26 protein-coding genes are annotated in these 25,893 nt (G+C 66.8%); 14 read left to right on the top strand and 12 right to left on the bottom strand.

Annotated elements, in window-relative coordinates:
* Positions 1-20: 20 nt before the first annotated feature.
* The 4 genes from GJV37_RS25365 to GJV37_RS25350 all read right to left on the bottom strand — a co-directional run bounded on the left by GJV37_RS25365 (position 21) and on the right by GJV37_RS25350 (position 4,184).
* Positions 21-887 carry a segregation and condensation protein A gene (locus GJV37_RS25365; protein WP_246228441.1) on the bottom strand — a complete coding sequence of 289 codons (867 nt, stop codon included), beginning with the start codon at positions 885-887 and terminating at the stop codon, positions 21-23.
* Positions 888-1,406: 519 nt separating this feature from the next.
* A complete protein-coding gene (locus GJV37_RS25360) occupies positions 1,407-2,621 on the bottom strand; it encodes a tryptophan--tRNA ligase (protein ID WP_193453057.1) in 1,215 nt (404 codons plus the stop codon).
* A gap of 61 nt (positions 2,622-2,682) precedes the next feature.
* Positions 2,683-3,312 carry an L-threonylcarbamoyladenylate synthase gene (locus GJV37_RS25355; RefSeq protein WP_024766423.1) on the bottom strand — a complete coding sequence of 210 codons (630 nt, stop codon included), beginning with the start codon at positions 3,310-3,312 and terminating at the stop codon, positions 2,683-2,685.
* The gene (locus tag GJV37_RS25350; RefSeq protein WP_193453056.1) at positions 3,309-4,184 is read right to left on the bottom strand and encodes a PHP domain-containing protein; all 876 of its coding nucleotides are present in this window, start codon (positions 4,182-4,184) and stop codon (positions 3,309-3,311) included. Before GJV37_RS25350 ends, GJV37_RS25355 begins: the two co-directional genes overlap by 4 nt.
* Positions 4,185-4,351: 167 nt before the next feature.
* On the opposite strand from GJV37_RS25350, the gene GJV37_RS25345 reads away from it, so the two are divergent.
* The 7 genes from GJV37_RS25345 to GJV37_RS25315 all read left to right on the top strand — a co-directional run bounded on the left by GJV37_RS25345 (position 4,352) and on the right by GJV37_RS25315 (position 9,058).
* Complete coding sequence (locus GJV37_RS25345) at positions 4,352-4,945, top strand: septation protein A (protein ID WP_065086338.1); 594 nt, start codon at positions 4,352-4,354, stop codon at positions 4,943-4,945.
* 1 nt (position 4,946) lies between these two features.
* Positions 4,947-5,246, top strand: coding sequence for a YciI family protein (locus GJV37_RS25340; protein ID WP_037011035.1), 300 nt, complete (start codon positions 4,947-4,949; stop codon positions 5,244-5,246).
* A gap of 103 nt (positions 5,247-5,349) precedes the next feature.
* Positions 5,350-5,808, top strand: coding sequence for an SH3 domain-containing protein (locus GJV37_RS25335; RefSeq protein WP_037011037.1), 459 nt, complete (start codon positions 5,350-5,352; stop codon positions 5,806-5,808).
* 13 nt (positions 5,809-5,821) lie between these two features.
* Positions 5,822-6,499: a response regulator transcription factor gene (locus tag GJV37_RS25330; RefSeq protein WP_065086337.1), complete on the top strand. Its 678-nt coding sequence runs from the start codon at positions 5,822-5,824 to the stop codon at positions 6,497-6,499.
* Positions 6,500-6,668: 169 nt separating this feature from the next.
* The gene (locus GJV37_RS25325) at positions 6,669-7,124 is read left to right on the top strand and encodes a Spy/CpxP family protein refolding chaperone (RefSeq protein ID WP_024766429.1); all 456 of its coding nucleotides are present in this window, start codon (positions 6,669-6,671) and stop codon (positions 7,122-7,124) included.
* A 90-nt stretch (positions 7,125-7,214) separates the two neighbouring features.
* Complete coding sequence (locus GJV37_RS25320; RefSeq protein WP_193453055.1) at positions 7,215-8,552, top strand: sensor histidine kinase; 1,338 nt, start codon at positions 7,215-7,217, stop codon at positions 8,550-8,552.
* 26 nt (positions 8,553-8,578) lie between these two features.
* The gene (locus GJV37_RS25315; protein WP_084359809.1) at positions 8,579-9,058 is read left to right on the top strand and encodes a hypothetical protein; all 480 of its coding nucleotides are present in this window, start codon (positions 8,579-8,581) and stop codon (positions 9,056-9,058) included.
* Here GJV37_RS25315 and GJV37_RS25310 read toward each other — a convergent pair.
* Both GJV37_RS25310 and GJV37_RS25305 read right to left on the bottom strand, forming a co-directional pair.
* Positions 9,039-9,599, bottom strand: a complete 561-nt coding sequence (locus GJV37_RS25310) for an NAD(P)H nitroreductase (protein ID WP_024767432.1) — start codon at positions 9,597-9,599, stop codon at positions 9,039-9,041. The two genes, GJV37_RS25315 and GJV37_RS25310, sit on opposite strands and share 20 nt — an antisense overlap.
* Positions 9,600-9,675: 76 nt before the next feature.
* Entirely contained in the window at positions 9,676-10,047 is a 372-nt protein-coding gene (locus tag GJV37_RS25305) for a YkgJ family cysteine cluster protein (RefSeq protein WP_024767433.1), read from the bottom strand.
* A gap of 155 nt (positions 10,048-10,202) precedes the next feature.
* On the opposite strand from GJV37_RS25305, the gene GJV37_RS25300 reads away from it, so the two are divergent.
* The gene (locus tag GJV37_RS25300) at positions 10,203-11,657 is read left to right on the top strand and encodes a TrkH family potassium uptake protein (protein WP_024767434.1); all 1,455 of its coding nucleotides are present in this window, start codon (positions 10,203-10,205) and stop codon (positions 11,655-11,657) included.
* Between the two features lie 209 nt (positions 11,658-11,866).
* Here the strand turns inward: GJV37_RS25300 and GJV37_RS25295 are convergent, their stop codons facing one another.
* Positions 11,867-12,865 (bottom strand): AraC family transcriptional regulator, encoded by a 999-nt coding sequence (locus GJV37_RS25295; RefSeq protein WP_169887398.1) that lies wholly within the window; start codon positions 12,863-12,865, stop codon positions 11,867-11,869.
* A gap of 144 nt (positions 12,866-13,009) precedes the next feature.
* On the opposite strand from GJV37_RS25295, the gene GJV37_RS25290 reads away from it, so the two are divergent.
* Entirely contained in the window at positions 13,010-13,327 is a 318-nt protein-coding gene (locus GJV37_RS25290; protein ID WP_169887397.1) for an Mpo1-like protein, read from the top strand.
* A 22-nt stretch (positions 13,328-13,349) separates the two neighbouring features.
* Here GJV37_RS25290 and GJV37_RS25285 read toward each other — a convergent pair whose 3' ends face one another.
* Positions 13,350-14,870, bottom strand: coding sequence for a glycosyltransferase family 39 protein (locus GJV37_RS25285; RefSeq protein ID WP_193453054.1), 1,521 nt, complete (start codon positions 14,868-14,870; stop codon positions 13,350-13,352).
* A 57-nt stretch (positions 14,871-14,927) separates the two neighbouring features.
* Positions 14,928-19,244 carry a DEAD/DEAH box helicase gene (locus GJV37_RS25280; protein WP_193453053.1) on the bottom strand — a complete coding sequence of 1,439 codons (4,317 nt, stop codon included), beginning with the start codon at positions 19,242-19,244 and terminating at the stop codon, positions 14,928-14,930.
* Positions 19,245-19,356: 112 nt separating this feature from the next.
* Here GJV37_RS25280 and GJV37_RS25275 point away from each other — a divergent pair, with 112 nt between their 5' ends.
* Positions 19,357-19,725, top strand: a complete 369-nt coding sequence (locus GJV37_RS25275) for a hypothetical protein (RefSeq protein WP_037011041.1) — start codon at positions 19,357-19,359, stop codon at positions 19,723-19,725.
* Positions 19,726-19,804: 79 nt separating this feature from the next.
* Here the strand turns inward: GJV37_RS25275 and cheR are convergent, their stop codons facing one another.
* Together cheR and GJV37_RS25265 are read right to left on the bottom strand one after the other, a co-directional pair.
* Positions 19,805-20,626: a protein-glutamate O-methyltransferase CheR gene (gene cheR, locus GJV37_RS25270; RefSeq protein WP_024764333.1), complete on the bottom strand. Its 822-nt coding sequence runs from the start codon at positions 20,624-20,626 to the stop codon at positions 19,805-19,807.
* 121 nt (positions 20,627-20,747) lie between these two features.
* On the bottom strand, positions 20,748-21,686 hold the full coding sequence (locus GJV37_RS25265) for a chemotaxis protein CheV (protein WP_037011045.1): 939 nt from the start codon (positions 21,684-21,686) through the stop codon (positions 20,748-20,750).
* Between the two features lie 67 nt (positions 21,687-21,753).
* Between GJV37_RS25265 and flgA the strand changes: the two genes are divergently transcribed.
* The 4 genes from flgA (at position 21,754) to GJV37_RS25245 (ending at position 24,328) form a co-directional block, all read left to right on the top strand.
* A complete protein-coding gene (gene flgA, locus GJV37_RS25260) occupies positions 21,754-22,512 on the top strand; it encodes a flagellar basal body P-ring formation chaperone FlgA (protein WP_425326845.1) in 759 nt (252 codons plus the stop codon).
* Between the two features lie 141 nt (positions 22,513-22,653).
* Positions 22,654-22,968, top strand: coding sequence for a flagellar biosynthesis anti-sigma factor FlgM (flgM, locus tag GJV37_RS25255; RefSeq protein WP_024764336.1), 315 nt, complete (start codon positions 22,654-22,656; stop codon positions 22,966-22,968).
* Positions 22,969-23,011: 43 nt separating this feature from the next.
* Complete coding sequence (locus GJV37_RS25250) at positions 23,012-23,473, top strand: flagella synthesis protein FlgN (RefSeq protein WP_054909388.1); 462 nt, start codon at positions 23,012-23,014, stop codon at positions 23,471-23,473.
* A gap of 105 nt (positions 23,474-23,578) precedes the next feature.
* Entirely contained in the window at positions 23,579-24,328 is a 750-nt protein-coding gene (locus tag GJV37_RS25245) for a flagellar brake protein (RefSeq protein WP_193453052.1), read from the top strand.
* A gap of 43 nt (positions 24,329-24,371) precedes the next feature.
* Here GJV37_RS25245 and GJV37_RS25240 read toward each other — a convergent pair whose 3' ends face one another.
* Positions 24,372-25,712 carry an MFS transporter gene (locus GJV37_RS25240; protein ID WP_024764338.1) on the bottom strand — a complete coding sequence of 447 codons (1,341 nt, stop codon included), beginning with the start codon at positions 25,710-25,712 and terminating at the stop codon, positions 24,372-24,374.
* Positions 25,713-25,893: the final 181 nt, after the last annotated feature.

Genomic DNA, 25,893 nt, shown 5'->3' with positions numbered 1-25,893 from the left:
GCCAGGGCAACGCTGTCGGATCACAGCGGCTCTTCGTCCGGCTCTTCGTCCGGCTCGCTGCCGGCCTCGGCGATCTCGTCGAAGTGGCCGTCCTCGAAGGTCAGGTCAGCCGGCACCTCCTCGCGGGGCTCGAAGACATCCTCGTCGCCCTCCTCCAGCACCTCCTCGACGGGGGCAGCGCCTTCCTGCACCTCGCTGCGGGCACGGACGTGGATCGGCGCGAAGGCCTCGTTCTGCACCAGCTCCACCAGTTGCTCCTTCACCAGTTCCAGCACCGCCATGAAGGTCACCACCACGCCCAGCTTGCCTTCCTCGACACGGAACAGCGTGATGAAGGGCACGAAACCCTCGCCCTTCAGGCGCTCGAGGATCTCGCTCATGCGCTCGCGGGTGGAGAGCATTTCGCGGGTGACCTGGTGGCTTTCGAACAGGTCGGCGCGGCGCAGCACCTCGGCCATGCACAGCATCAGCTCCTGCATGTCCACGTCCGGCAGCAGCCGGCGCGCCCGCGCATCCGGCGCGGCTATGGTCGGCACCACGTAGTCGCGACCCAGGCGCGGCAGTTCGTCGAGGTCCTCGGCGGCCTTCTTGAAGCGCTCGTACTCCTGCAGGCGGCGGATCAGCTCGGCGCGCGGGTCGTCCTCTTCTTCCTCGGCCTCGGCCGAGCGCGGCAGCAGCATGCGCGACTTGATCTCGGCGAGCATGGCGGCCATTACCAGGTACTCGGCGGCCAGCTCCAGGCGCACCGACTTCATCAGCTCGACGTAGCCCATGTACTGGCGGGTGATCTCCGCCACGGGGATGTCGAGGATGTTGATGTTCTGCTTGCGGATCAGATAGAGCAGCAGGTCGAGCGGGCCCTCGAAGGCTTCGAGGAAGACCTCCAGAGCATCCGGCGGGATGTACAGGTCCTGCGGCATCTCCGTCAGGGCCTCGCCGTAGACGAGCGCCATCTGCACCGGCACCTGGTATTCAGGGGCGGCGGCAGGGGCTTCCGGCTCGGTCAGGTCACTCATCGGCCACTCGTCAGGCTCAGGGTTGGAAGGCGGCATTATCCCTGCTTTTGCCGGCGGCGCGAGGGGCTTTTGGCGGATTCGCAGCGCACTCGGCACACCTGTGCGTAAGAGCAACTGTCTTCTTCTGCGAGTCCGTGCTCGGGGGTTCCTCCCTCTCCCCAGCCCTCTCCCTGAAGGGAGAGGGAGCCGTCCGTCCCGGCTGATGCCATGGTTTCATCCTACTCCGAACGGTCCCCTCTCCCCCTGGGAGAGGGTTAGGGTGAGGGCTGATCCGAGTACAGGACTGTCGGGTAGGAGCGACTCTGTCCGCGATCGTTTTCCGGCGGCTCCGAGCCGGCCGGCGGCACATGGCGGACGGAGTCCGCTTACGCAGTCGGCAAGACCGCGTGCTCAGCGGTACGACAGCCCCATGGCATGCCGCACCTCCACCAGGGTCTCCCGCGCCGCCTCACGGGCGCGCTCGGCGCCTTCGGCGAGGATGCTGCGCACCAGTTCGGGGTTGTCCTCGTAGTCCAGCGCGCGCTCCTGGATCGGCGCCAGTTCCTGGAGGATCGACTCGATCAGCGGCCGCTTGCAGTCCAGGCAGCCGATCCCGGCGCTGCGGCAGCCTTCCTGCACCCACTGGCGGCAGCCGTCATCGGAATAGATCAGGTGCCACTGCCACACCGGGCAGCGCTCCGGATCGCCCGGATCGCGACGGTGCACGCGCGCAGGGTCCGTGGGCATGCGGGCGATCTTTTCCTCGATCACGGCCGGGCTGTCGCGCAGGGCAATGGTGTTGTGGTGCGACTTGGACATCTTCTGCCCGTCCAGCCCCGGCATCTTCGGTGCGTGGCTGGTCAGGGTGTGCGGCTCGGGCAGGAGCATGCGGCTGCTGCCTTCGAGGTAGCCGAACAGCCGGTCGCGGTCGCCCAGGGTCAGGCTCTGCTGCTCCATCAGCAGCGCGCGGGCGGTTTCCAGCGCTTCGGCGTCGCCCTGCTCCTGCCAGGCCCGGCGCAGGCTGACGTACAGCTTGCCGGTCTTCTTGCCCAGGCGGGCGATGGCAGTCTGCGCACGGTCCTCGAAGTCCACCTCGCCGCCGTACAGGTGGTTGAAGCGGCGGGCGATCTCGCGGGTGAATTCGACATGGGCGAACTGGTCGGAGCCCACCGGCACCAGGCCTGCGCGGTAGATCAGGATATCCGCGGCCTGCAGCAGCGGGTAGCCGAGAAAGCCGAAGGTGGAGAGGTCCTTGTGGACCAGTTTCTCCTGCAGCTCCTTGTAGGTCGGCACACGCTCCAGCCAGGACAGCGGGCAGATCATCGACAGCAGCAGGTGCAACTCGGCGTGCTCGGGGACCTGGGACTGGATGAACAGCGTCGCCGCGCTGGGGCTGACGCCCACCGCCAGCCAGTCGATGGCCATGTCGCGCACGTGCTGGCGGATGCTGGCGGTCTCGTCGTACTCGGTGGTCAATGCATGCCAGTCGACGATGGAGAAGTAACACTCGTATTCGTGCTGGAGTTTCACCCAGTTCTGCAGCACGCCGTGGTAATGCCCCAGGTGCAGGCGCCCGGTGGGGCGCATGCCGGACAGCACGCGGCGCAGGGATTCGACGCTGGTCAAGCGGTCAACCTCGCGGGTTCGGCGATGGAACGAGGGAGTATAGCCAGCACGCCGGGCGTGTTCAGGCGTTGACCATGAAGGGTTCCGGATCGCCGCAGCCGACGCGTACCACCACCGGGTCTTCGTCGGTGAGGGCGATCACGGTGGAAGCTTCGCCGCCGCCGAAACCACCATCGATGATCAGGTCGACCAGGTGTTCCAGCTGGTCGCGCATCTCGTAGGGGTCGTTCAGTGGCTCCGTCTCCCCCGGCAGGATCAGGCTCACGCTCATCAGCGGCTCACCCAGTTCCTCCAGCAGCGCCAGGGCGATCGGACAGGCCGGCACCCGCAGGCCAATGGTGCGGCGCTTGGGGTGCAGCAACATGCGCGGCACTTCGCGAGTGGCATTGAGGATGAAGGTATAGGGGCCGGGCGTATGCGCCTTGAGCAAGCGGAACAGGCGCGTGTCGACCTTGGCGTAGAGGCCGAGCTCCGACAGGTCACGGCAGACCAGGGTGAAGTTGTGCTTGTCGTCCAGCCGGCGGATGTGGCGGATGCGCTCCACCGCGGCCTTCTCGCCGATGCGACAACCCAACGCATAGGACGAGTCGGTGGGATAGGCGATCACTCCCCCCTGGCGGACGATCTCCACGGCCTGCTTGATCAGGCGCGCCTGGGGATTTTCCGGGTGGATCTGAAAGAACTGGCTCATGGAGTCTCCTCGATCCCGATAGCGTTCTCGGCACTGGCGAAGCGCGGCCAGAGTGGCGGCAGGTCCTCCGGCACGCTGCGGTACAGCCCCAGCTCCGACCAGTCACTGGGACCGTGGAAGTCGCTGCCAGCCGTGACCATCAGGCCGAACTCGCGGACCAGGATGCTCAACACGCCGACCTGCTCGGCCGGCTGCGGGCCGTTGCAGACTTCCAGCGCATGGCCGCCGGCGGCGATGAAATCCGCCACCAGCTTGCGCCGCTTGGTGCGGGTGAAATCGTACTGGTAGGGGTGCGCGAGGCTGACCCAGGCGCCGGCCGCGCGCAGGGTGCCGACGGCGTCGGCGAGGCTCGGCCAGTGCTGCTTGACGTCGCCCAGCTTGCCGGCGCCCAGCCACTTGCGGAAGGCTTCGGCGCGATCCTTGACATGGCCCTGGCGCAGCAGGAATTCGGCGAAGTGCGGGCGTGCCGGCGCGTTTTCGCTGTCGCCCAGCTCCGCCTGGATCGCCCGCGCGCCCTCGAAGGCTCCGGGCATGCCCTTGGCTTCCAGGCGCCGGCCGATCTCCTCGGCACGGCTCCAGCGGGCGCGGTGCAGGTCGCCCAGCGCCTTCACCAGCGGCTCGGCCGTCACGTCGAAGCCATAGCCCAGCACATGAATGGTCGCCCCACCCCAGGTACAGGAGACCTCCACGCCATCCACCAGCTCCATGCCCAGCGCCTCTGCAGCGCGGCGCGCCTCGGGCAGGCCATCGAGGGTGTCGTGGTCGGTCAGCGCCAGCACGCGCACGCCGCGCCCGTGGGCACGCTCGACCAGGGCGGTCGGGCTGAGCTGTCCGTCGGACGCGGTGCTGTGGCAGTGCAGGTCGACTCGCATGCGGTTTCCTGGGGACGAGGGGATAACTTTCTGTATAGACGCTTCTGTGCCAACGCTCCCGCGGCAACGGCTTGAAACCATGATCTGACGCAGCGTTGGGCGGATGGCCCTTTCAGTTCACCCGCAGGTTGGTATTATGCCGGCTCTACTGGGCTCTGGCTGCCGTAATGAAGCAATTCATCGATTTCATTCCCCTCATCCTCTTCTTCATCGTCTACAAGCTCGACCCGCGCAACGTCGAACTCGCCGGCCAGAGCTTCTCGGTCGGGGGAATCTACAGCGCCACGGCCGTGCTGATCGCCACTTCCGTGGTGGTCTACGGCGCCCTGCTGATCAAGCAGCGCCGATTGGACAAAGGCCAGTGGGTGACGCTCGCCGCCTGCCTGGTGTTCGGCGGCATGACCCTGGCCTTCCACAGCGAAACCTTCCTCAAATGGAAGGCACCGGTGGTGAACTGGCTGTTCGCCCTGGCCTTCGCCGGCAGCCACTTCATCGGCGACCGCCCGCTGATCCAGCGCATCATGGGCCATGCGGTCAACCTGACCGACGCTCTCTGGGCGAAGCTGAACATCGCCTGGGTGCTGTTCTTCCTGATCTGCGGCTGTGTCCAGCTGTTCGTCGCCTTCACCTTCCAGAGCATCTGGGTGGACTTCAAGGTATTCGGCAGCCTGGGCATGACCCTGCTGTTCCTGATCGGCCAGGGCGTGTTCCTGGCCCGCCACATGCACGATGAACCTACCGGCGAAAAACCCAAGGACTGACATGCTCTACGCGATCATTGCCCGTGACATCACCGCCTCCCAAGAACGCCGCCTGGCCGCGCGCCCCGCGCACATCGCCCGCCTGGAGCAACTGAAGGAAGAGGGCCGCCTGGTCCTGGCCGGCCCGCACCCGGCCATCGACAGCAACGACCCGGGCGCCGCCGGCTTCACCGGCAGCCTGATCGTCGCCGAATTCGACTCCCTGGCCGCCGCGCAAGCCTGGGCCGACGCCGACCCGTACCGCGCCGCTGGCGTCTACGCTGAAGTCGTGGTCAAGCCATTCAAGAAAGTCCTGCCGTAACGACGCCCCATCGTTGCAGCCCCAGGGCAGGGACGCCGGGGATGCGCAGTCGTATCCGCCGGCCCATCCGGGCAGGCGCCGTATCATCGAACAAGGAGTCCCGATGTATCGTCTGCCCTTGCTGCTCTGCCTCGCCCTGCCCCCCGCCGCCCTGGCCGAAGAGCCCGCCACGGAACCACCGGCACCGGCACTGTCCAATACTCAGCCCGCCGCCCTGCCCGACAATGCCCCCAGTACCGAGGCCAATGCCGAGCAGGAAACCGCTGAACGCCTGAAGGAACTGGAAAGCCGCCTCGCCGAAAGCGAGCAGCAGCGCCAGGTCCTGGCCACACAATTGGCCAACCCGGACAATAGCCAGGACGAAGCTCAGATCGTCGGTCTGCGCCAGGAGAACCAGCGCCTGAAACTGCAATTGCGCGAAGCGCAGGCCAACCAGCCGCCGCGCCTGTTAACCGAGCAGCAGACCTGGTACGTCGCCGGCGCCGGCACGGCCCTGCTGGCCTTCATCCTCGGTGCACTGGCCCGCGGCAGGCGCCGCCAGCGCCGCGAATGGATCAACTGAAAGATGTCCCTGCATGAGTGAATTGCTGCTGATCGACGACGATGTCGAACTCTGCGAACTGCTGAGCACCTGGCTGACCCAGGAAGGCTTCAGCATCCGCGCCGCCCATGATGGCGCGCAGGCCCGTGCTGCCCTCGGCAGCCGAGCGCCGGACGCGGTCGTGCTCGACGTCATGCTGCCCGACGGCAGCGGCCTGGAGCTGCTCAAGTCGCTGCGCAGCGACCACCCGGACCTGCCGGTGCTGATGCTCTCCGCCCGAGGCGAGCCGCTGGACCGTATCCTCGGCCTGGAACTGGGAGCCGACGACTACCTGGCCAAGCCCTGCGACCCGCGCGAACTGACCGCCCGCCTGCGCGCCGTGCTACGCCGCAGCCACCCGGCGCAACCCGCCGCGCAACTGGAACTGGGCGACCTGGCGCTGAACCTGTCGCGCGGCGTGGTCAGCATCGGTCCCGAAGAGATCAGCCTGACCCTCTCCGAGAGCCGCATCCTCGAAGCCCTGCTGCGCCAACCGGGCGAGCCACTGGACAAGCAGGCCCTGGCGCAGCTCGCGCTGGGCCGCAAGCTGACGCTGTACGACCGCAGCCTGGACATGCACGTCAGCAACCTGCGCAAGAAGCTCGGCGGCCACCCCGACGGCCGCCCGCGCATCCTCGCTCTGCGCGGGCGCGGCTACTTCTACGCGCCCTGAACCCTCCGTACTGCTGGCCCGGGCCGCTCTGGCCCGGGCTTTCGTAAAGATTCCAGCAGGGCCTCACCTAATCTTTACCGAAGCTTTACGTGGGCCTGACCGCCCTTGACCTTGCCGACCCTAGACTGGGCTCATCCGGTAACGACCGGCCCCTGAAAGGAGAAACACCATGCGCAAGACCCTGACCGCCCTGCTGATCGCCGCCGCCCTGCCGACCGTCGCGCTGGCGGCCACTCCCGCGCCGACCGACGCTCCGCCGCCGGCCCCGTTCATGAAAGACCATGGCCCCGGCAAGCACGGTGGCGAACGCGGCGGTGCGTTCCGCGAACTGAACCTGACCCAGGACCAGCGCCAGCAAGTCGGCAAGGTGATGGGCGACTCGATGAAGGATCGCCGCGCGATCACCGAGAAATACTGGAACAAGCTGCCCGAAGCCGATCGCAAGGCCATGCAGGAAGAGCTCAAGGCCAACCACGACAAGGCTGACGCCAGCATTCGCGGCATCCTCACTCCCGAGCAGCAGAAGAAGTTCGACGAGCTGAAGAAGCAGCGTGAACAGCGCAAGGCCGAATGGGCGGAATTCCAGACCTGGAAGGCCCAGAAGGACGGCGCCAAGACCAACTGATCGCTCCACGATGGGCAGGCGCCGGGTTATGCCCGGCGTCTTGCCGTGAGCCCTGACAACGGATAGACCATGCGGCTGAACAGGAAGACCATGCGTTCACTCTTCTGGCGGATCCTCGCCGCCTTCTGGCTCGCCCTGCTGCTGGTGGCCGGACTGTCCATCCTGCTGGGCCGCGCGCTGAACCAGGACACCTGGGTCATCGCCCGCTATCCGGGGCTGCACGACATCGCCAAGCAATGGACCCTGCTCTACGAAACACAAGGCCCGGAAGCCGCACAACAATTGCTGGAAAGCCGTCGCAAGGACTACGAACTCTCGGTGCAGGTGCTCGACGAGACCGGCCAGCGCCTGGTCAACGGCACCTACCTGCCGCGCCCACCGCGTCCGCGAGACAACCATTTCGACCGCGAGAACCTGCCGCGCTTCCCCTGGCGCCAGCTGAGCCAGGAATACACCAGCAGCCGCACCGACCAGACCTACCTGTTCATCTACCGCATTCCACACCCGACCCTGCAGGCCTGGCACCGCAGCAGCCTGCTCTGGCCGCTCAGCGCCCTGGGCATCGCTCTGGTGGTGCTGACTGTGTTCAGCCTGCTGCTGACGCTGTCCATCACCCGTCCGCTGAATCGCCTGCGCCGCGCCGTGCATGACCTCGGCCAGACCAGTTATCAACAGGACAGCCTCGCCCGCCTCTCTCGCCGTGGCGACGAACTGGGCGTGCTGGCCCGCGACTTCAACCGCATGGGCGCCCGCCTGCAAGGGCTGATCGGCAGCCAGCGCCAGTTGCTGCGCGATGTGTCCCACGAACTGCGTTCACCACTGGCGCGCCTGCGCATTGCCCTGGCCCTGGCCGAACGTGCCGGCCCCGAACAGCGCGCCGCCATGTGGCCACGCCTGGAACAGGAATGCGATCGCCTGGAAGCGCTGATCGGCGAAATCCTCGCCCTCGCCCGTCTCGACGCCGATCCCGGCCCCACCAGCCGCATCGACCTGCTGCCACTGTTCGAACGCCTGCGCAATGACGCGCAACTGCTCTACCCGGAACAGGACATCCAGCTCGACATCGCTGCGCAACTGGCCCTGGACGGCTGGCCGGACATGCTCGAACGCGCCCTCGACAACCTGCTGCGCAATGCCCTGCGATTCAACCCGGCGGACCAGCCGCTGGAAGTGCAGGCCCGGGTCGATAGCGATCGTGTGCGCATCAGCGTCCGCGACCACGGCCCCGGCGCCAGCGAGGAACACCTGACGCAACTGGGCGAACCTTTCTTCCGCGCTCCCAACCAGAGCAGCGCAGGCCATGGCCTGGGCCTGGCCATCGCCCGGCGCGCCATCGAGCGCCACCATGGACGACTGCGCCTGGCCAACCATCCCGACGGCGGATTCGTCGCCAGCATCGACTTGCCACTACGCCGCCAGGTCGGCTGAACCCTGCGCACTTTCGGAGAGCAACCATGAGCCTGCCTGCCTTCGCTACCCCGATCCCCGCTCTGCAACAGCCACTGCCGCCGTCAGTCCTGCTGCGCAGCGAGCCCTGCGACGACCCGCAGTACCTGGTGCTGGCTGTAGAACTGGCACGTCACGCCGCGCGGTGGCGCACACGCTGGCCCGGCTTGCGCCTGAGCCTGCCGCAGAGTGGCACCTGGCCACTGGAAAGCTGGCCGGACGCGCTGGGCGAGGCCCTGGATTCGTTGCTGGAGGCGGCACTGGCGCGGCAACCGCACGCAGCGCTGAAACTCTTGCTCAGCTCCGCCCACGGAGAACTGCGCCTGGACCTGCACGGCCACGACCCGCAAGCACGGGCCTGGCTGCCGGAGGCCCTGCCCCCGGCGCGGCGCCTGGCCGGCTGGCAGGGTGGCCACCTGTTCTGGCGCGCGCGCGACGGCGGCTGGAAGGTTCGCCTGGAACTGCCGCTCAGCCCCGCCAGGCGCTGACGAAGCCGGCCGGGTCCAGCGGCGCCGGGCGGCGCAGTTCGCCGACCGGCGTGCCGAGGTAGATGAAGCCGACGATGCGCTCATTCTCGGTCAGGCCGAGGCCCTCGCGCACCAGCGGATCGAATGCCATGGCGCCCGTCCGCCACATCGCCCCCAATCCTTCGACATAGGCTGCCTGGACGATACCGTGGGCGGCACAGCCTGCGGCCAGCCACTGCTCGATTTCCGGCACCTTGGGGTGCTCCTGCAGGCGTGCCACGGCCACCACCAGCAAGGGCGCGCGCAGCGGCATGGCGCGAGCCTTGTCCAGCGCCTCGGGCTTGCCATCCGGCTCGCTCGCTGCCACGGCGCGGGCGAACAGCTCGCCCAGTTCCTTCCGCGCCTCGCCTTCCACGGTGATGAAACGCCAGGGGCGCAGTTGCCCATGATCCGGGGCGCGCAACGCCGAACGGAACAGGCGGTCCAGTTGCTCGGCGGACGGTGCCGGCTCGCTCAGGCGGGCGTGGGACACACGGTTGAGCAACGCGTCGAGAGCCTCCATGGGCTGCCTCCAGTCAAACTCGAAAACCGCCATTGTAGACGCAAGGGGTTCGCATTTGCTGAGGAAAGACAGCGCCTCAGGCCACCCGCTCCGGTGACAATGTCGGCAACACCGGTGGTGTCAGCGGCGGCAGCCCATAGGCGGCGCGGGCCGCGTCGCAGTTCGGGTTGTGAACGCCATCGGTCCAGGACGCTTCGAACTCCCGGCAGGTCGAGGAACGCTGCTCGTACAGGGTGCAGCGCACCCCGCAGCCGACATCGCCCAGCAGCGCCGTACAACGCGATGGACGCACCTCGGTGCCACGCATGGCAACCAGGTGCGGGCTGACCTGGACAACCTGGTCATCGGGGACGATACCGCCAGAAGAGCGGCACTCGCCAAAATAGAAGGACACACGAAAATGCGCGCAGCAGGCGCCGCAGCTCAAACACGGATTGTGAGTGGACATGGATTCGAATGCACTAGAGAAACCGGCGAGCGCCGGCGAGCGGAGACAGATTCTATCCATCCCGTTGCACTTGTGAAGAGGGGGATTTCACGCGGTTTACAGGCAGCAGGCGACAGGTAAAATGGCCGATTCCCATTGGTTTCAGACCTCAGCGCATGGCCCTGCCGACACTACGCACCCTCGGATTCATCATCGGCATCTTCGTGATCACGCTGGCGGTCGCCATGCTGGTTCCCATGGCCACGCTGCTCTACTACGGCCGCGCCCACGAACTGCACCCCTTCATCTGGTCGGCGATCATCACCTTCACCTGCGGGCTTGGCATGGTCATCCCCGGCCGCCCGGAGCAGGTGCACCTGCGTCCGCGGGACATGTACATGCTCACCGTGTCGAGCTGGGTGATCGTCTGTTTCTTCTCCTCCCTGCCCTTCATGTTCGCCCGGCACATCAGCTTCACCGACGCAATCTTCGAGAGCATGTCCGGCATTACCGCCACCGGCTCGACCGTCCTCAGCGGGCTGGACAAGATGTCGCCGGGTATCCTCATCTGGCGCTCGCTGCTGCACTGGCTGGGCGGTATCGGCTTCATCGCCATGGCGGTGGCGATCCTGCCGATGCTGCGCATCGGTGGCATGCGCCTGTTCCAGACCGAATCCTCGGACCGCTCCGACAAGGTCATGCCGCGCTCGCACATGGTGGCCAAGTACATAGTCGGGGTTTACGTGGCCATCACCATCGCCGGCACGCTGGCCTTCTGGTGGGCCGGCATGGGCCTGTTCGACTCGCTCAACCACGCCATGTCGGCGATCTCCACCGGCGGTTTCTCCACCTCCGACCAGTCGCTGGCCAAGTGGCACCAGCCGGCGGTGCACTGGGTCGCGGTGGTGGTCATGATCCTGGGCAGCATTCCCTTCGTGCTGTACGTCTCCATGCTGCGTGGCAACCGCAAGGCGCTGATCCGCGACCACCAGGTCCACGGCTTCCTCGGCCTGCTGCTGGTCACCTGGCTGGTGATGGGCACCTGGTACTCGGTGACCTCCAGCCTGCCCTGGCTGGACGCCTTCCGCATCGTCGCGGTGAACGTGACCTCGGTGGTCACCACCACCGGCTTCGCCCTGGGCGACTACAGCCTGTGGGGCCACTTCTCGATCATGCTGTTCTTCTACCTGGGCTTCATCGGCGGCTGCTCCGGCTCCACCGCCGGCGGCATCAAGATCTTCCGCTTCCAGGTGGCCTTCACCCTGCTGCGCGCCAGCCTCTACCAACTGATCCACCCGCGCGCGGTGATCAAGCAGAGCTACAACGGCCACCGCCTGGACGAGGAGATCGTGCGTTCGATCCTGACCTTCTCGTTCTTCTTCGGCGCCACCGTCGGTGCCCTGGCGCTGGGCCTGTCGTTCCTCGGCCTGGACTGGATGACCTCGCTGACCGGCGCGGCCAGCACCGTGGCCGGCGTCGGCCCGGGCATGGGGCCGATCATCGGCCCCTCGGGCAACTTCGCCTCGCTGCCGGATGCCGCCAAGTGGCTGCTCTGCGGCGGCATGCTGGCGGGCCGTCTGGAGATCATCACGGTGCTGGTGCTGTTCACCCCGGCGTTCTGGCGGCACTGAGGCCCGCGGCGAGGTATCGCGGACAACGCCGGCTCCTACGTAGTTTGGGACTCATCAGCGGGGTTCCTCCCTCTCCCCAGCCCTCTCCCTGAAGGGAGAGGGCTGGGGAGAGGGAGGAACCCCGAGCACGGACTCGCAGAAGAAGACAGTTGCTCCTACGCTATCCGGCTGCGCCGGCTTCTAAAACCAACCGATTGGCGCCGGAGGAATCACAACGCCTCGCGGTACTCCCCCGGCGTCTTGCCGAACCAGCGGCGGAAGGCGCGGAAGAAATTGCTCGGCTCGGAAAAGCCCAGCAGGTAGGCAATCTCCAGCAGTGTCATGCGCGGCGTGGCCAGGTACTGCTGGGCCAGCTCGCGGCGGGTGTCGTCGAGCAGTTGCTGGTAGCTGGTGCCCTCTTCCTGAAGGCGGCGCTGCAGGGTTCGTTCGGACAGGTGCAGCGCCTGCGCCACGCTCTCGCGCTTGGGCTCGCCCTGGGGCAGCAGGCGGCACAGGACCTGGCGCGTCTGGTGGCTGAAGCGGCTGCTGACGAAGCGCGCCAGGTATTCCCCGGCAAAGCGGTCGTGCAGGCGCGCCAGTTCCTCGTTGGCAGTGGGTAGCGGCGCAGCCATGTCCTCGTGGGAAAACAGCATCGCGCAGTCGGCGTGGCCGAAACTCAGCGGCGCCTGGAACAGTTCCCGGTAGGGCTCGATGTCCTGCGGCGGCTCGCCCGCCAGGCGTACCTCGAGCGGCTTGATTGCCCGCCCGGTAATCCAGCGCAGCATGGCGGTCAGGCTGGCCAGCGAGCATTCCGCGCTCTGCCGCGGCACCGGCAGGCGGTCGCCGTGGACCACGATACGGTAGAGGCAGCCTTCGGGGAGGCGGCGGAAGCTCAGGTCGGCGCCCTCGGCAATGATCCGCTGGTAGCGCTCGAGCCGCTCGAAGCCCTCGCCCAGGTTGCGGCTGGACATCAGCGCGTAGCCCACCACCGGGAACGCCGGAGTGTGCACGCGGGCAATGTTCAGGCCGATGGCCGGATTGCCGGACAGCTCCACGGCGCGGTTCCACAGGCGGCTCATGGCGTCCTGCGGGAAGCGCGCATCGGGGTCGTCGAGGGCAGCAAAATCCAATCCCAGTTCGGCGAACAGCGCTCGGCTATCCAGGCCTTCCAGTTCCAGGGACTGGACGATTCCCCGCACCCAACTGGACAGGGTCGTACGCTCAGGCATGCGTTTTCTTCTGGTTATGGTGGTCAACGGCGCCACCGCCAGTCAGCTGGCGGCGCAGGGGGATACTAAACTGGTCCCCTATGCCATCCGCAAGTCCGATAGCTCCAGCCTACACTGGGCCACCACAACAACAGGAGGTGCGCCATGAGCACCCAGACCGTCGATCGGTTCCGGAGCTTCGCCGAGTTCTACCCGTATTACCTGCAGGAGCACAGCAATGCCGTGTGCCGTCGCCTGCATTACGTGGGCAGCCTGCTGGTGCTGTCGATCCTCGCCTACGCCATCGTCAGCGGGCACTGGTTGTGGCTGCTGGCCATGCCATTGGCCGGCTACGGCTTCGCCTGGGTCGGCCACTTCGTGTTCGAGAAGAACCGCCCCGCCACCTTCAAGTACCCGTTGTGGTCGCTGATGGGCGACTGGGTGATGCTCAAGGACGCCTTTACCGGACGCATCCGCTTCTAAGGCTGCAACGCAACGCGTGCCCTCAACGCGCCGCGTTACGCTGCGCCGTGCGCTCGAAGAGGATCGCCTGCACCTCGCCGCCGGCGTGTTGCGCCACCCGTTTCCAGGTGGCCGGCACGTCGGGAATCTCCTGGTCGTTGTAGCGGCTCATCACCAGCCAGACGCGCCCCTGGTCCTGCGGCAGGTCCGCCAGGTGGTCGACGAAGGCATGCTGGCGGTCGTCGATCAGCGAACCAAAGCCATAACGCCCCGGCCGGCCCGAGCTGCCATCCGCCGCCGGTGCGGTGTAGAGCAATGGTTCGTGGCCGGTCTGGTTGTAATAGCGGAAGGTCAGGTACCAGAGGATGTCATCGACCACCACCCGGTCGCCGGCGCGGTAGTGGGCGTTGACGTAGGCCGCCATGCCGTCGAACTGCTCGTCCGGGTCGATGGCGATTGCGCGCCCCACCCCGATGCCCTGCAACCCCAGCAGGGTCACCAGCAGCACCGTCCCCAGCGCACGGCGCTTATCCAGCAGGCGATCCAGCGCCAGCGCCAGCAGCAGCGGCAAGCCCAGGGCGAAAGCCGTGAGGTAGCGTTCGACGAAGACCGGGGAAATGAACGAGATGCCATACAGCAGCAGCAAGGGCATGCCGCAATAGAGCGCCAGCAGTACCCCGCCACGCTGGGGACTGCGGTCGGCGCGCAGCACCAATGCAGCCGCCGCCACCAGCAGCAGCGGCACGCCGAGCAGCACGGGCCAGGGCAACTCGTTGCCATCGGATTGCGCCAGCCACTGCCAGAGCATCGAGGGTAGCGAGCGCGCATCCACCGGCGGCTGCCAGCCCACGTCGCCACCCGCTTCCAGCACCGCCATGTGGCGGATCAGTTCGAACAGCCCGGGCAACCAGGGCAGGAACAGCACGGCGATGGCCAGGTTGGCCAGCCACCAGTCGCGTCGGCGCAGCGGGCTGTTCGGCAGCGTTGCCAGCCACAGCCACTGCACGAGTGCGCCGAACAGGCTGAAGTAATGGGTGTAGAAGGCCGCGGTCATCAGCGCGACATACACCAGCAGATAGCGCCGCCGCTGCACCTGCCGCCAGTACAGCAACGCCAGGGTCGCCGCCAGCAACCAGCAGCCGAGCAGCGAATACATGCGCACTTCCTGGCTGTAACGTACCGCCGTGGGCAGCATTGCCAACAACAGCACGGCGATGAAAGTGGCCCGCGGCGAAGCCAGCCGCCACACCAGCCAGCCGCCGAGAAACACCGCAAAGGTGCCGAACACGGCGCTGAACGATCGCAGCGAAAGAACGCCCTCGCCCGCCACTGCGACCCAGGCATGCAGCAGGAAGAAGTACAGCGGCGGATGCACGTCGTGGGCGGCGTGCTGCCAGAGCTGGACGGGCGAATAGCGGGCGAGGAACAGGCTGGAGGTCTCGTCCCCCCACAGTGCCGAATCCGACAGACCATAAAGGCGCAGGCACAGGGCGAGCACCAGCAGCGGCAGGAACCACCACTGGCGCAACAGGACAGGCAGAGTCGGCGGCTCGCGGGACAGCATCACACCCTCGCAGGAAAGACGTGCGTGCCGCTGAGTGTAAGCCAGGCAAGGCCGAAATCAGCGACGGATCAGCAGCTCCCGCGCACGGGCCTGGTCCGCGGGCGGCAGTTCAGCCAGCAGTTCCACCTCACCGGCGATCAGCGCACCCACCGGCACGCCATCGCGATAGAGCACGCGGTTGCCGCTCACTGCCGGCACCTTGCGTCCCGGCAGCAGCGTGCCGGCGAGGTTCAGCGGATCCACCGCGGAGACCACCACCCATTCGCCGTTCGCCTCCCGGCGCCGGACTTCGCGCAGCAGGCCGACCGCTTCAGGGAGGGCGAACTGCTCGCCGGTCAGCCCGGCGACGAAGCGCCCGCCGCGGATTTCCCCGCGCGCCTCCAGGCGATGGTAGACCCGCAACAGGTCGCGCCACGGCGGCAGCCAGTCGGCCTCGCGGTCAAGCAGGCGCCAGCAGACCACGCCATAGCGGCGCAGCAGGGTCATGGCGACGTGTTCCAGGGTTTCCGCCGGCAACCGTGCTCCGGGCTCCAGCGCGGAGCGCCGCAGCAACGCCCAGCGCCCGGCATCGGCCATACCGAACAGCGGCGTGCGCGAACGGCGCTGCGGATGGCGACGCGCCGCCGGCATCAGCAGGGCGCGCAGGCCGGCGAAGCTGTCGGCATTCACCCGCCCAGCCGCCACCAGCTCGCCCAGCACGCTTTCCAGTTCGGTGCGCAGCAGGTGGCTGTCGCTGGCCAGTTCCTCGAAGAACGACGCGCCGTGCTCCTTGAGCACGTCAAGCACCTTGCCGGCCTTGGCCGACAGCTCGGCATCCGCTTGCCCCGCACTCAGCTCGCTCCACTGCGCCATCTGCGTGCGCGGAAGCAGCACGATGGGCGTGCTCTTCAGTGGCCCGCCGCGGGCCTTACCGGCGCTGTGACCGGGCAAGCGCGCCCAGACGATGCGACCGGCGCGGCAGAGGTCGTCCAGCCAGTTGATCCCGTAGTCGGCCACGCGGCTGGGCAGGATGTCGCTCTCCCAGGCCGAGGCTGCGGCCTGGAAGCCTTCCAGCTGACTGAGCACGCCGGCCAGGGACTCGGCCCCGCGCACCCGCGTGCCGCTGGCGACGCGCTGCCAGTCGAAGAGGAAGCGCATGAAATCGGCACGTTGCACCGGTTCGATTTCCCGGCGCAGGCGCTTCACCGTGTAACGATGGATACGCGCCAGCAAGTGGCGCTCGCACCACTCCTCTTCCTGCGCGCCCGGCGTGAAGCGGCCGCGCAGTACGTAACCCTCGCGCTCCAGGCTGGCCAGGGCGAAACCGGCATCGCCGGTGGATATCCCCAGGTCGTCGGCCAGCTCGCGCAACAGCCGCGGGCCGAAACCGGTCAGGCGCGCCCGTACCAGTTCGACCTGCGCCTCATCGGTCGTGCAGGGTTGAAGCAGTGACGGTGGCAGGTCCAGCAGTGGCGTCCGTGTGACCTGCGGATGCAGCGCCAGCCACTGGCTGAGCCGCTCCGCCGCCACCCAGACATCGCCCACCGGCAGCGCCAGGCGCGTCGCCCGGCCCGCCCTGGCCAGCGACTTGAGCAGGAAGGGCCAGCCCTCGTTGGCCTGTGCCTCGCTCTCGCGAATACCGCCCAGGCCCGTCAGCGCCTCGTGCATCTCGTCGGCGTCGCGAGCCTCCGGCCAGGCCTCGGCGCGCACCGCGTCGATGGCGTCGGCATCCAGCGCACCGAGGTCGTCGGCGCTTTCCGGATCGGTCCAGCGACGGCTCTGCACGGCCTGGGTACGCCGCTCCTCCAGTGGCGCATCGTCGAGGAAGGCATAGGGGCTGGCCGACAATACTTCCGCCGCCAATGGCGAAGGTGCTGGCAGATCGCGCGCCAGCAAGGTCACCTCGCCGCGCTCCATGCGCCGCAGCAATGCCAGCCAGCCCTCGCAGTCCATGGCTTCGTGCAGGCAGTCGTCGAGGGTCTGCGCCACCAGCGGGTGATCGGGAATCTCGCGCTCGCCAACGATGTTCTCCAGGCACGCCACCTGGTCGGGGAACACCGAGGCCAACAGGTCTTCGCTGCGCATGCGCTGCAACTGCGGGGCGACCTTGCGGCCGCCGCTGTAGCGCGGCAACGCCAGCGCCGTGGTGGCGTTCCAGCGCCAGCGCACGCCGAACAGCGGCGCGTCGAGCAGCGCCTGGATCAGCACGTGCTCGGCGCTGTTGGAATGCAGGTAGCGCCAGACCTCGTCCAGCGGGAAGCTGTGGCTGGTGGACAGCGACAGGATGATCGCGTCTTCGGTGGCGGCGGCCTGCAGTTCGAAGTTGAAGGTGCGACAGAAGCGCTTGCGCAGCGCCAGGCCCCAGGCGCGGTTGAGGCGGCTGCCGTGGGGCGAATGGATGACCAGCTGCATGCCGCCGGATTCATCGAAGAAACGTTCGAGTATCAGGGTCTTCTGCGTCGGCAGTGCACCAAGGGCATGGCGCGCACGGGCCAGGTATTCCACCAGTTGCCGCGCTGCCGCATCGTTCAGGCCGAGCTGTTCCCGCAGCCAGTCGATGGCCCGTGCCAGCGGTTCGCGATCGTTCTCGCCCTGGGCCAGCAACTCGTCCAGCTGGCCGCGCAGACGAGCGACACTGGTGGATAGCTCATCGCTGCGCCCCGGCGCCTCGCCGAGCCAGAAGGGAATGTTCGGCGGTTGGCCCTGGGCGTCCTCGACGCGCACGCGGCCCGGTTCGACGCGCAGGATGCGGTAGGAAATGTTGCCGAGCTGGAACACGTCGCCCGCCAGGCTTTCCACGGCGAAGTCCTCATTCACCGTGCCCACGGTCAGGCCTTGCGGCTCCAGCAGTACGGCGTAGTCGCCGGTATCGGGGATGGTGCCGCCGGAGGTCACGGCGGTCAGCTTGGCACCGCGCCGGCCGCGCAGGCGCTGGTGGACCGCATCGCGGTGCAGGTAGGCGCCGCGCTGGCCATTACGGCTGGTGTAGCCCTCGGCGAGGGTGCGCAACATGCCGTCGAAGTGCTCGCGGCTCAGTTCGGCGTAGGGCTGCGCGCCGGTGAACAGGTCGAACAGCGCGTCCTCGCGCCATTCCTGGCAAGCCACTTCAGCGACGATCTGCTGGGCCAGGACGTCCAGCGGTGCGCGGGGAATTGCCAGCGCGTCCAGCTCCCCCAGGCGCACGCTGTCGAGCAGCGCTACGCATTCGATCAGGTCGTCCCGCGAGGTCGGGAACAGCCGCCCCTTGGGCGTGCCGCCAACACTGTGCCCGGAACGCCCCACACGCTGCAGGAAGGCTGCGATGGAGCGCGGCGAGCCGAGCTGGCAAACCAGCTCCACGTCGCCGATATCGATACCCAGCTCCAGCGAGGCCGTGGCTACCAGCACCTTCAACTGCCCGGCCTTGAGCCGCTGCTCGGCGCCCAGGCGCAGTTCCTTCGACAGGCTGCCATGGTGCGCCGCCACCCAGCCGGCGCCGATGCGCTCGGCGAGATGCCGGGTCACGCGCTCAGCCAACCGCCGGGTGTTGACGAACACCAGCGTGGTGCGGTGTTCGCCGGCCAGTTCGGCGAGGCGGTCGTAGACCTTGTCCCAGACGTCGTGGGACATCACCGCTTCCAGCGGCGCGGACGGCACCTCCAGGTTCAGGTCGCGCTGGCGGCTGTAGCCGATGTCGACGATACGGCAGGCCGGGTGGCGGCCGACCAGGAAACGCGCCACCGCTTCGATGGGTTTCTGCGTGGCAGACAGGCCGATGCGCACCAGTGGCGCCTCGCACAACGCCTGCAAACGCTCCAGCGACAGCGCCAGGTGGCTGCCGCGCTTGCTCGCCGCCAGTGCATGGATTTCATCGACGATCACGCTACGCGCCCCGGCCAGCATGGCGCGGCCGGAGTCCGAGCCGAGCAGCACGTAGAGCGATTCGGGCGTGGTCACCAGGATATGCGGCACCTGCCTGCGCATGGCCTCACGTTCCTTGGTCGTGGTGTCGCCGGTGCGCACGGCAGTGCGGATCTCCACTTCCGGCAGGCCCATCTCGCCCAGCGCGGCGCGGATACCGGCCAGCGGTTCCTCGAGGTTGATGCGAATGTCGTTGGACAGCGCCTTGAGCGGCGAGACGTAGACCACCGTGGTGCGGTCCGGCAGCACGCCGCCGTTATCCAGCCCCTCGCGGACCAATGCATCGATGGCCGAGAGGAAAGCCGTGAGCGTCTTGCCCGAACCGGTGGGTGCGGCGACCAGTGTCGATTCCCCCGCCTGGATCGCCGGCCAGGCCTGTACCTGCGCCTGGGTCGGCGCCTTGAAATGCGCACGGAACCAGCCGGCCACCGCCGGGTGGAAGGCGGACAGCACATCGGCGCGCTTGCCGCGGGTGGAGGTTCGAGGGGCAGTCATGCAGACCAATATGGTGGTGCGCGAAGCCCGTCACAAGGACCGCTGATCGCGCCTCGCCGCACGCTGCGCCAGCCGTTACGCTGCACCCATCCAGCCGGCGGAATGACACTCGATGAGCGAGCGTGATCGCGACTACTACTGGGAACAGGTCAAACAACAGAACCGGCAGAAGCCGCCCGATGCGCCGAAGCGCAAGTGGCGGATGCTGGTGAAGGCGTTGCTGTGGTTCCTAATCCCCTTGCTGATCGTGGCGGCAGGCGCAGCCCTGTGGCGCAACCCCGCCAGCCAGTTCTGGCTCCAGGAACGCTGGGGGCTGCTGCAGACACGCCTGGGCATTTCCCCGAGCGGCCTGCCGGCCACTCCGCCAGCGTCGCCCTACAGCGACAGTCCGCGCAGGCTGTCGGACTGCATCAAGCCGGGCAACGTGATCGACGACGAAGTGCGAGCCTGCGTCAAAGGCTACCGGCCGAAGACCTGGTGACGGGCAGCCTGCGGATCACGGCCATGGCCCGCGCACGGCGCGACGAGAGCCCCGCCCGCTCAGGCGGGGTATCGGCCGATCACTTGGCCTTGTAGATGATGCCCGGGCTGCACTGGACCATCTGGTAATGATCCGGCAGTGCGTTGAGCGCCTCGGAAGCGCCGAGGAACAGGTAGCCACCGGGCTTGAGGGTGGCATGGATGCGCAGCAGGATGTCGCGCTTCACCTCGGCCGAGAAATAGATCAGTACATTGCGGCAGAACACCATGTCGAACTTGCCCAGCGTCGCGTAGCTGTCCAGCAGGTTCAGCGCGCGGAACTCCACGCGGCTCTTGATCGCTGGCTTCACTGTCCAGCGCCCCGGGGTCTTCTGGTCGAAGTAGCGCGCCAGGCGCTCCTGCGACAGGCCGCGGCCAATCGCCAGGCTGTCGTACTCGCCGGCCTTGCAGGCGCTGAGCATCGAGCCGGAGAGATCGGTGGCGACGATCTGCACGCCCGCCTTGAGCTGGCCGAGGTTGGTGCGCTCGAACTCGTCGATGGCCATCGACAGCGAATAAGGCTCCTGCCCCGAGGAGCAGGCCGCCGACCAGATGCGCAGGCGCTGGCCGGGCGCAGCCTTGATCATCTCCGGCAGCACGCGGTTCTTCAGTACTTCGAAGGGGTAGGTATCGCGAAACCACAGGGTCTCGTTGGTGGTCATCGCGTCGACCACCTGCTCGCGCAGCTGGCTGCGCATCTGGATCTTCTGCACCAGCTCGCCCAGGGACTTGATGCCCTGCTGTTCCATCAACTTGTTCAAGCGGCTGGAGACCAGGTACTGCTTGTTGGCGCCCAGGAGGATGCCGCAGGTCTTCTCCAGGAAATCCCGGAACAGCTCGAATTCAGAATTGGTGGATGTCACAGATAAACCTCTTTGCTCGTGGACGGCTGCCGACGGTGCGGCGGCAACTGCCTGACCGGTGCTCAAAAAAACATAGACGATGCGGGCGGCACCGGCGCCACCCGCACCTCGTCACTGCCCGTCAGGCCGACGCGCCATCCACGGCCTTGATCCGGTCCGACACGCGGGCCGCCAGGTCATCGGGACGGAACTTGGCAAGGAAGTCGTCAGCGCCGACCTTCTTCACCATGGCCTGGTTGAACACCCCGGACAACGAAGTATGCAGGAGAATGTGCAGATCCTGCATGCGCGGGTCGTGACGGATTTCCGCCGTGAGCGTGTAGCCGTCCATCTCCGGCATCTCGATATCCGAGATCACCATCAACAGGTCGCTGCCCGGATGCCCGCCGGCCTCCACCATCTGGTGCAGGTAATCCAGCGCCTGGCGGCCATCGTTGAGTGCCAGCACCTCGACGCCGACGGTTTCCAGGCAACGCACCAGTTGCTTGCGCGCCACCGAGGAGTCATCCACCACCAGCACGCGCTTGCTCACCGCGCGGGCCTGAGTGTCGGCATCCAGCACGCCTTCGGAGATATCCTCCGAGGTCGGCGCCACTTCGGCGAGGATCTTCTCCACGTCGATGATTTCCACCAGTTGGTTGTCCACCCGCGTCACTGCCGTCAGGTAGTGGTCGCGACCGGTGCCCTTGGGTGGCGGATGGATCGACTCCCAGTTCATGTTGACGATGCGCTCCACCGAGTGCACCAGGAAGCCCTGCACCTTGGTGTTGTACTCGGTGATGATCACGAAACTGTTGGCGACATCCCGCAGGGCGTGACGCCCCGTGGCCAGCGCCAGATCGAGGATCGGGATGGTACCGCCGCGGATGTTCGCCACCCCGCGCACCACCTGGCTGGACTTGGGCATCACGGTCAGGCGGGGGCACTGCAGCACCTCCTTCACCTTGAACACGTTGATCCCGTACAGCTGGCTGCCGTTCAAACGGAACAGCAGCAGTTCGAGACGATTCTGGCCAACCAGCTGCGTACGCTGGTTGACCGAATCCATGACTCCGGCCATTGAGCCTCCTGTGCACGCAACGCCGCCCTGCTGGCAGAGACGGCATGACCATTGCTTAAACCGTTGCATGAAACAGGCAACGACATTTTTCCGACATCCGAGACCCGCGCGCGCCCTGGTGGCTGCGCTACTCGGCATGGCGGGTGCGCTGACCCTCTCCCCGGCTGGGGCGGAAGGCTTCACCGCGCCTGAGATCCTTATCGGCTCCACCCAGGGCTTTCTTGAGTTCAAGGTGGAAGATTATCTGCAGACTTCCGGCATAGACGCACGCTACGAGATCGAAGTCGCCCGCATCGACCCCCGGCTGCGCCTGGCGCAGTGCGACAAGGGCCTGACGCAGAAGCTGGAAAGCCCGGCACAGCCCGTTGGTCGGGTCACCGTGCGGGTCATCTGCGAAGGCAGCTCTCCCTGGACGGTATTCGTTCCGGCGACGGTCAGGCTGTACCGTCAAGTTGTCGTCACCACCCTGCCCCTACAGCGCAACCGGGTCATCGAGCCTGGCGATATCAGCGTCGTCGAGCGCGACGTCGGGCAACTGAACCAGGGCTACCTGACCGATCCGCAGCAGGTGGTCGGCATGAAGCTCAAGCGCCCGACGGTCAACGACCAGGTACTGGCGCCGGTGTTCCTCGAACAGGCAGCGGCCGTGCGCAAGGGCGACCAGGTGGTGATTCGCGCCAAGACCAATGCGATCAACGTATTCATGCCCGGCGAAGCGCTCTCGGACGGGGTGCCCGGCGAGCAGATCCGCGTGCGCAACCTGCGCTCCCAGCGTATCGTCAGGGCTCGCGTGGTCGAGCCGGGGACCGTGGAAGTCAGCCTGTAGCGCTCGGCCCCGGCGATTTTCTGGCATGATGAACGCAGCCCTCTGCAAAATGTGCTCGGGCGCACGAAAATTCGGCCTAAAGTTTCTGTCAGGACGGCCGAAAAGCTTGGCAAGCGTCCAATACCTCCAGAGGTTTCCACCATGGTCATCGACTTCAACCGGCTGAACCCAGCCTCTACGACAGCCAGCACTGGCCGTAGCAGTGCTGCCCAGAGCGGTCGCAGCGAAGCCGCCGCAGAGAATGCCTCCGTCAACGCCCCGGTCAAGAGCGGCGAGTCGGTACAGCTGAGCGATACCGCGCAGCAACTACAGAAAGTAAGCGATCAACTGAAGGACCAGCCCGTGGTCGACAACGAGAAAGTGGCTCGCATCAAAGCGGCCATCGCTGACGGCAGCTACCAGGTCGACAGCCAGAAAGTCGCCAGCAAGCTGCTCGATTTCGAATCCCAGCGCTGAGTTCACTCAGCGCCTGGTCAACCGCTAGTACGCCGAGCCCAAGATGTCCGACGCCCTGCTTTCCCTGATCAACGGCGACATCGAAGCAGCCAGCACCCTGCTGCAACTGATCGACGACGAGTACCAGGCGCTGCAAGCGCGGGATCTCGATCAGCTGCAGAAGCTGCTCGACGGCAAGCTGCCGCTTCTGCAGCAGCTTGAGCAGAATGGCCGCATCCGCGCCCAGGCACTGCTGCAGGCCGGCGTCAGCGTGGATCGCGAAGGGCTCGCGCAGATCGCCCAGGCCACCGGCAATCCCCTGCTCCCCGCACGCGCGGAAGAACTGGGTGCGCTGCTGGAACGCTGCCAGGAAGCCAACCAGCGCAACGGCCGAATCATCCGCTCCGGCCAGGCCAGCACCGAGCGCACGCTCGACATCCTGCGCGGCCAGGACACCCCACGCCTCTATGACCGCTACGGCGGTTCGACCCAGGGCAACCGCCAGCGTCCGCTGAGCCAGGCCTGAGCGTTCGTCGGAAAGCTGGCCTGGCAGCCAGCCTTTGGGCAAAATGCCACTATCGATCCTGCCCCGTGCCTTACTCATAACAAACACAATGGAGATTCGCGGACCGTGTCCAATCCGTTCGTCGAGGAAAATGGCCCTCAACCACCGAAGGTCCTGAAAGCTCCGGTGGAGATCCACGCCAGCCTGAAATTACTGATGGACGGTCACGATCCCCTGGTCATCACCTTCGAAGGGCGCGGCCAGCGCTTCCAGAGCTTTGTCGTCGAGGTCAACCGCGAACGCAACATCGTCGCCCTGGACGAACTGATCCCCAACGATGGCGAGCGCTTCCTGCAGAACGGCGAGCAGTTCCGTATCGAAGCCTTCCACGAAGGCGTGCGCATTGCCTGGGAGAACACCCAGAACGCCTACTTCTCCGAGATCGACGGTGCCCGCTGCTACTGGCTACCGGTGCCGACCGAGATGCTCTATCACCAGCGCCGCAACGCCTTCCGCGCCCCCGTGGGCCAGGGCCAGCCGGTGGCCGTGGAAATTGCCGGCAGCAAGCTCAAGGCCCCGCTCAAGGGCAACCTGATCGATATCTCCGCCACCGGCTGCAAGATCCGCCTGGAAGGCAACGCCGCCGAGCGCCTGCAGCCCGGCCAGATCTACGAGGAATTCACCGCGCGCCTGCCCTTTGGCGCCCTGACCATGGAAGTCGAACTGCGCCACGTGCATTTCGAGGAAAAGGTCGGCTACAGCTTCGCTGGCGTACGCTTCCACCAGATGAGCGGCCTGGCCCAGCGCAACATCGAGCGCTTCGTCTACCAGTTGCAGCGCGAAGCCCGACGCTTCGAGAAGGACGAACTGTTCTAGTCCCTGCGGGGCGGCAAGCACCTGCCGCCCTTCCCTCTCGGCCTCACGCGGGCCGGCTTTCTTCCTCTGCTTCCGTGCCCTTCTCGGGTACCGGCGCGCTGTTGTCGTTGCCCTTCATCTGCTCTTCCACGGCGGCCTCGTCGACCCGCGGGTCGAGCGCGGCGGATAATGGCGAGGATGCCAGGCTGTCCGGCGTGGCGACGTGCTTGACCGGCGCCTCGTCGACCCGGTGTACGCCGCTGACCCTCTCCGGGCGCACGCGCCAGATCAGGATCAGCGAACAGGCGCAGACGAACGCATAGAGCATGTTCGCACCGAAGACCTTCATCAGCGCACCGGCCGCCAGCGGGCCGATACAGGCACCCACACCGAAGGTCACCAGCAGCATGGCGGTCAGCGAAACGCGCCGCTCGCCTTCGACGTGGTCATTGGAGAACGCCACCGCCAGCGGGTAGAGGGTGAACTGCACCAGGCAGACCACGAAGCCCAGCGGCAACAGCCAGGCCAGCGTCATCGGCGGCAACGGCAGCACCGGCAGCAGGGCCAGCGGCAGGGCGACCACCAGCAGCAGTATCGCGGCATTGCGGATGAGCGCCGCGCGGTCATAGCGATCCGACAGCCAGCCCAGCGGCCACTGCACCACCAGCCCGGCGAAGATGCAGCCGCCCATGAACAGGCCGATTTCCTCGGTGCTCAAGCCCTGGCGCACCGCGTAGAGCGGAGCCAGGCCGTAGAACGAACCGATCACCAGCCCCGACACCAGCACCGTGGTCAGCGACTGCGGCACCCGCTGGATGAAGAAGCGTGGCTCCAGTGGCGCCGGGCGCAGCGGCGCGGGGTGGACCTTGTGGGTGATCGCCACCGGGATCAGCGACAGCGCAAAGCACAGCGCAATCAGCATCGGCAGCTCCGGGCCCAGGCCCGGATGCACCACCAGCACCAGTTGGCCAAGTACCAGGCCCAGGTATGACGCGACCATGTAGCCGGCGAACACCAGCCCGCGCTGGCGCGCCTCGGCCTGCTCGTTGAGCCAGCTCTCGATGACCATGTACTGGCACATCATGCCCAGGCCGATGGCGACCCGCAGCACCAGCCAGAAGCCCACCCACGGCAGCAGACCAATGCCCAGCACGGCGGCGGTCACCAAGCCGCCACAGGCGACGTAGGCGCGGATATGGCCGACGCGGGCGATCAGCCGGTGGCCGATCTTGCCGCCCAGCACCAGGCCAAGGTAGTAGGCGGCCATCATGGCGCCGATCCATAACCCATCGACCTTCTCCGCGCCCAGGCGCAGGGCGAGGTAGGTGCTGAGCAGACCGGAACCGGTCAGGAGCATGACGGCGGCGAAGTACAGAGCGCGGAAGGCAGTGACGATCCGGAGCATTGGACCTCCTGGTCCAGAACAACCCCGGCACAGTGTCCGGGCAGCGGAAAGCGGGACTTGCCGTGACACATTAGAGGCTGCCAATCGACGCGTCGAGAGCCCTGCCGGGCCCGGAATAGCAAGTGTCGCGCCCGGTGATGCGGGCCAGTTCGAAGGATACCGGCGGGATGAGCGAGGATGG

Origin of the sequence: Pseudomonas nitroreducens, from assembly GCF_010994165.1 — a bacterium.
Classification (GTDB): Bacteria; Pseudomonadota; Gammaproteobacteria; order Pseudomonadales; family Pseudomonadaceae; genus Pseudomonas; species Pseudomonas nitroreducens.
This window is presented reverse-complemented; position numbering and strand designations above follow the sequence as displayed.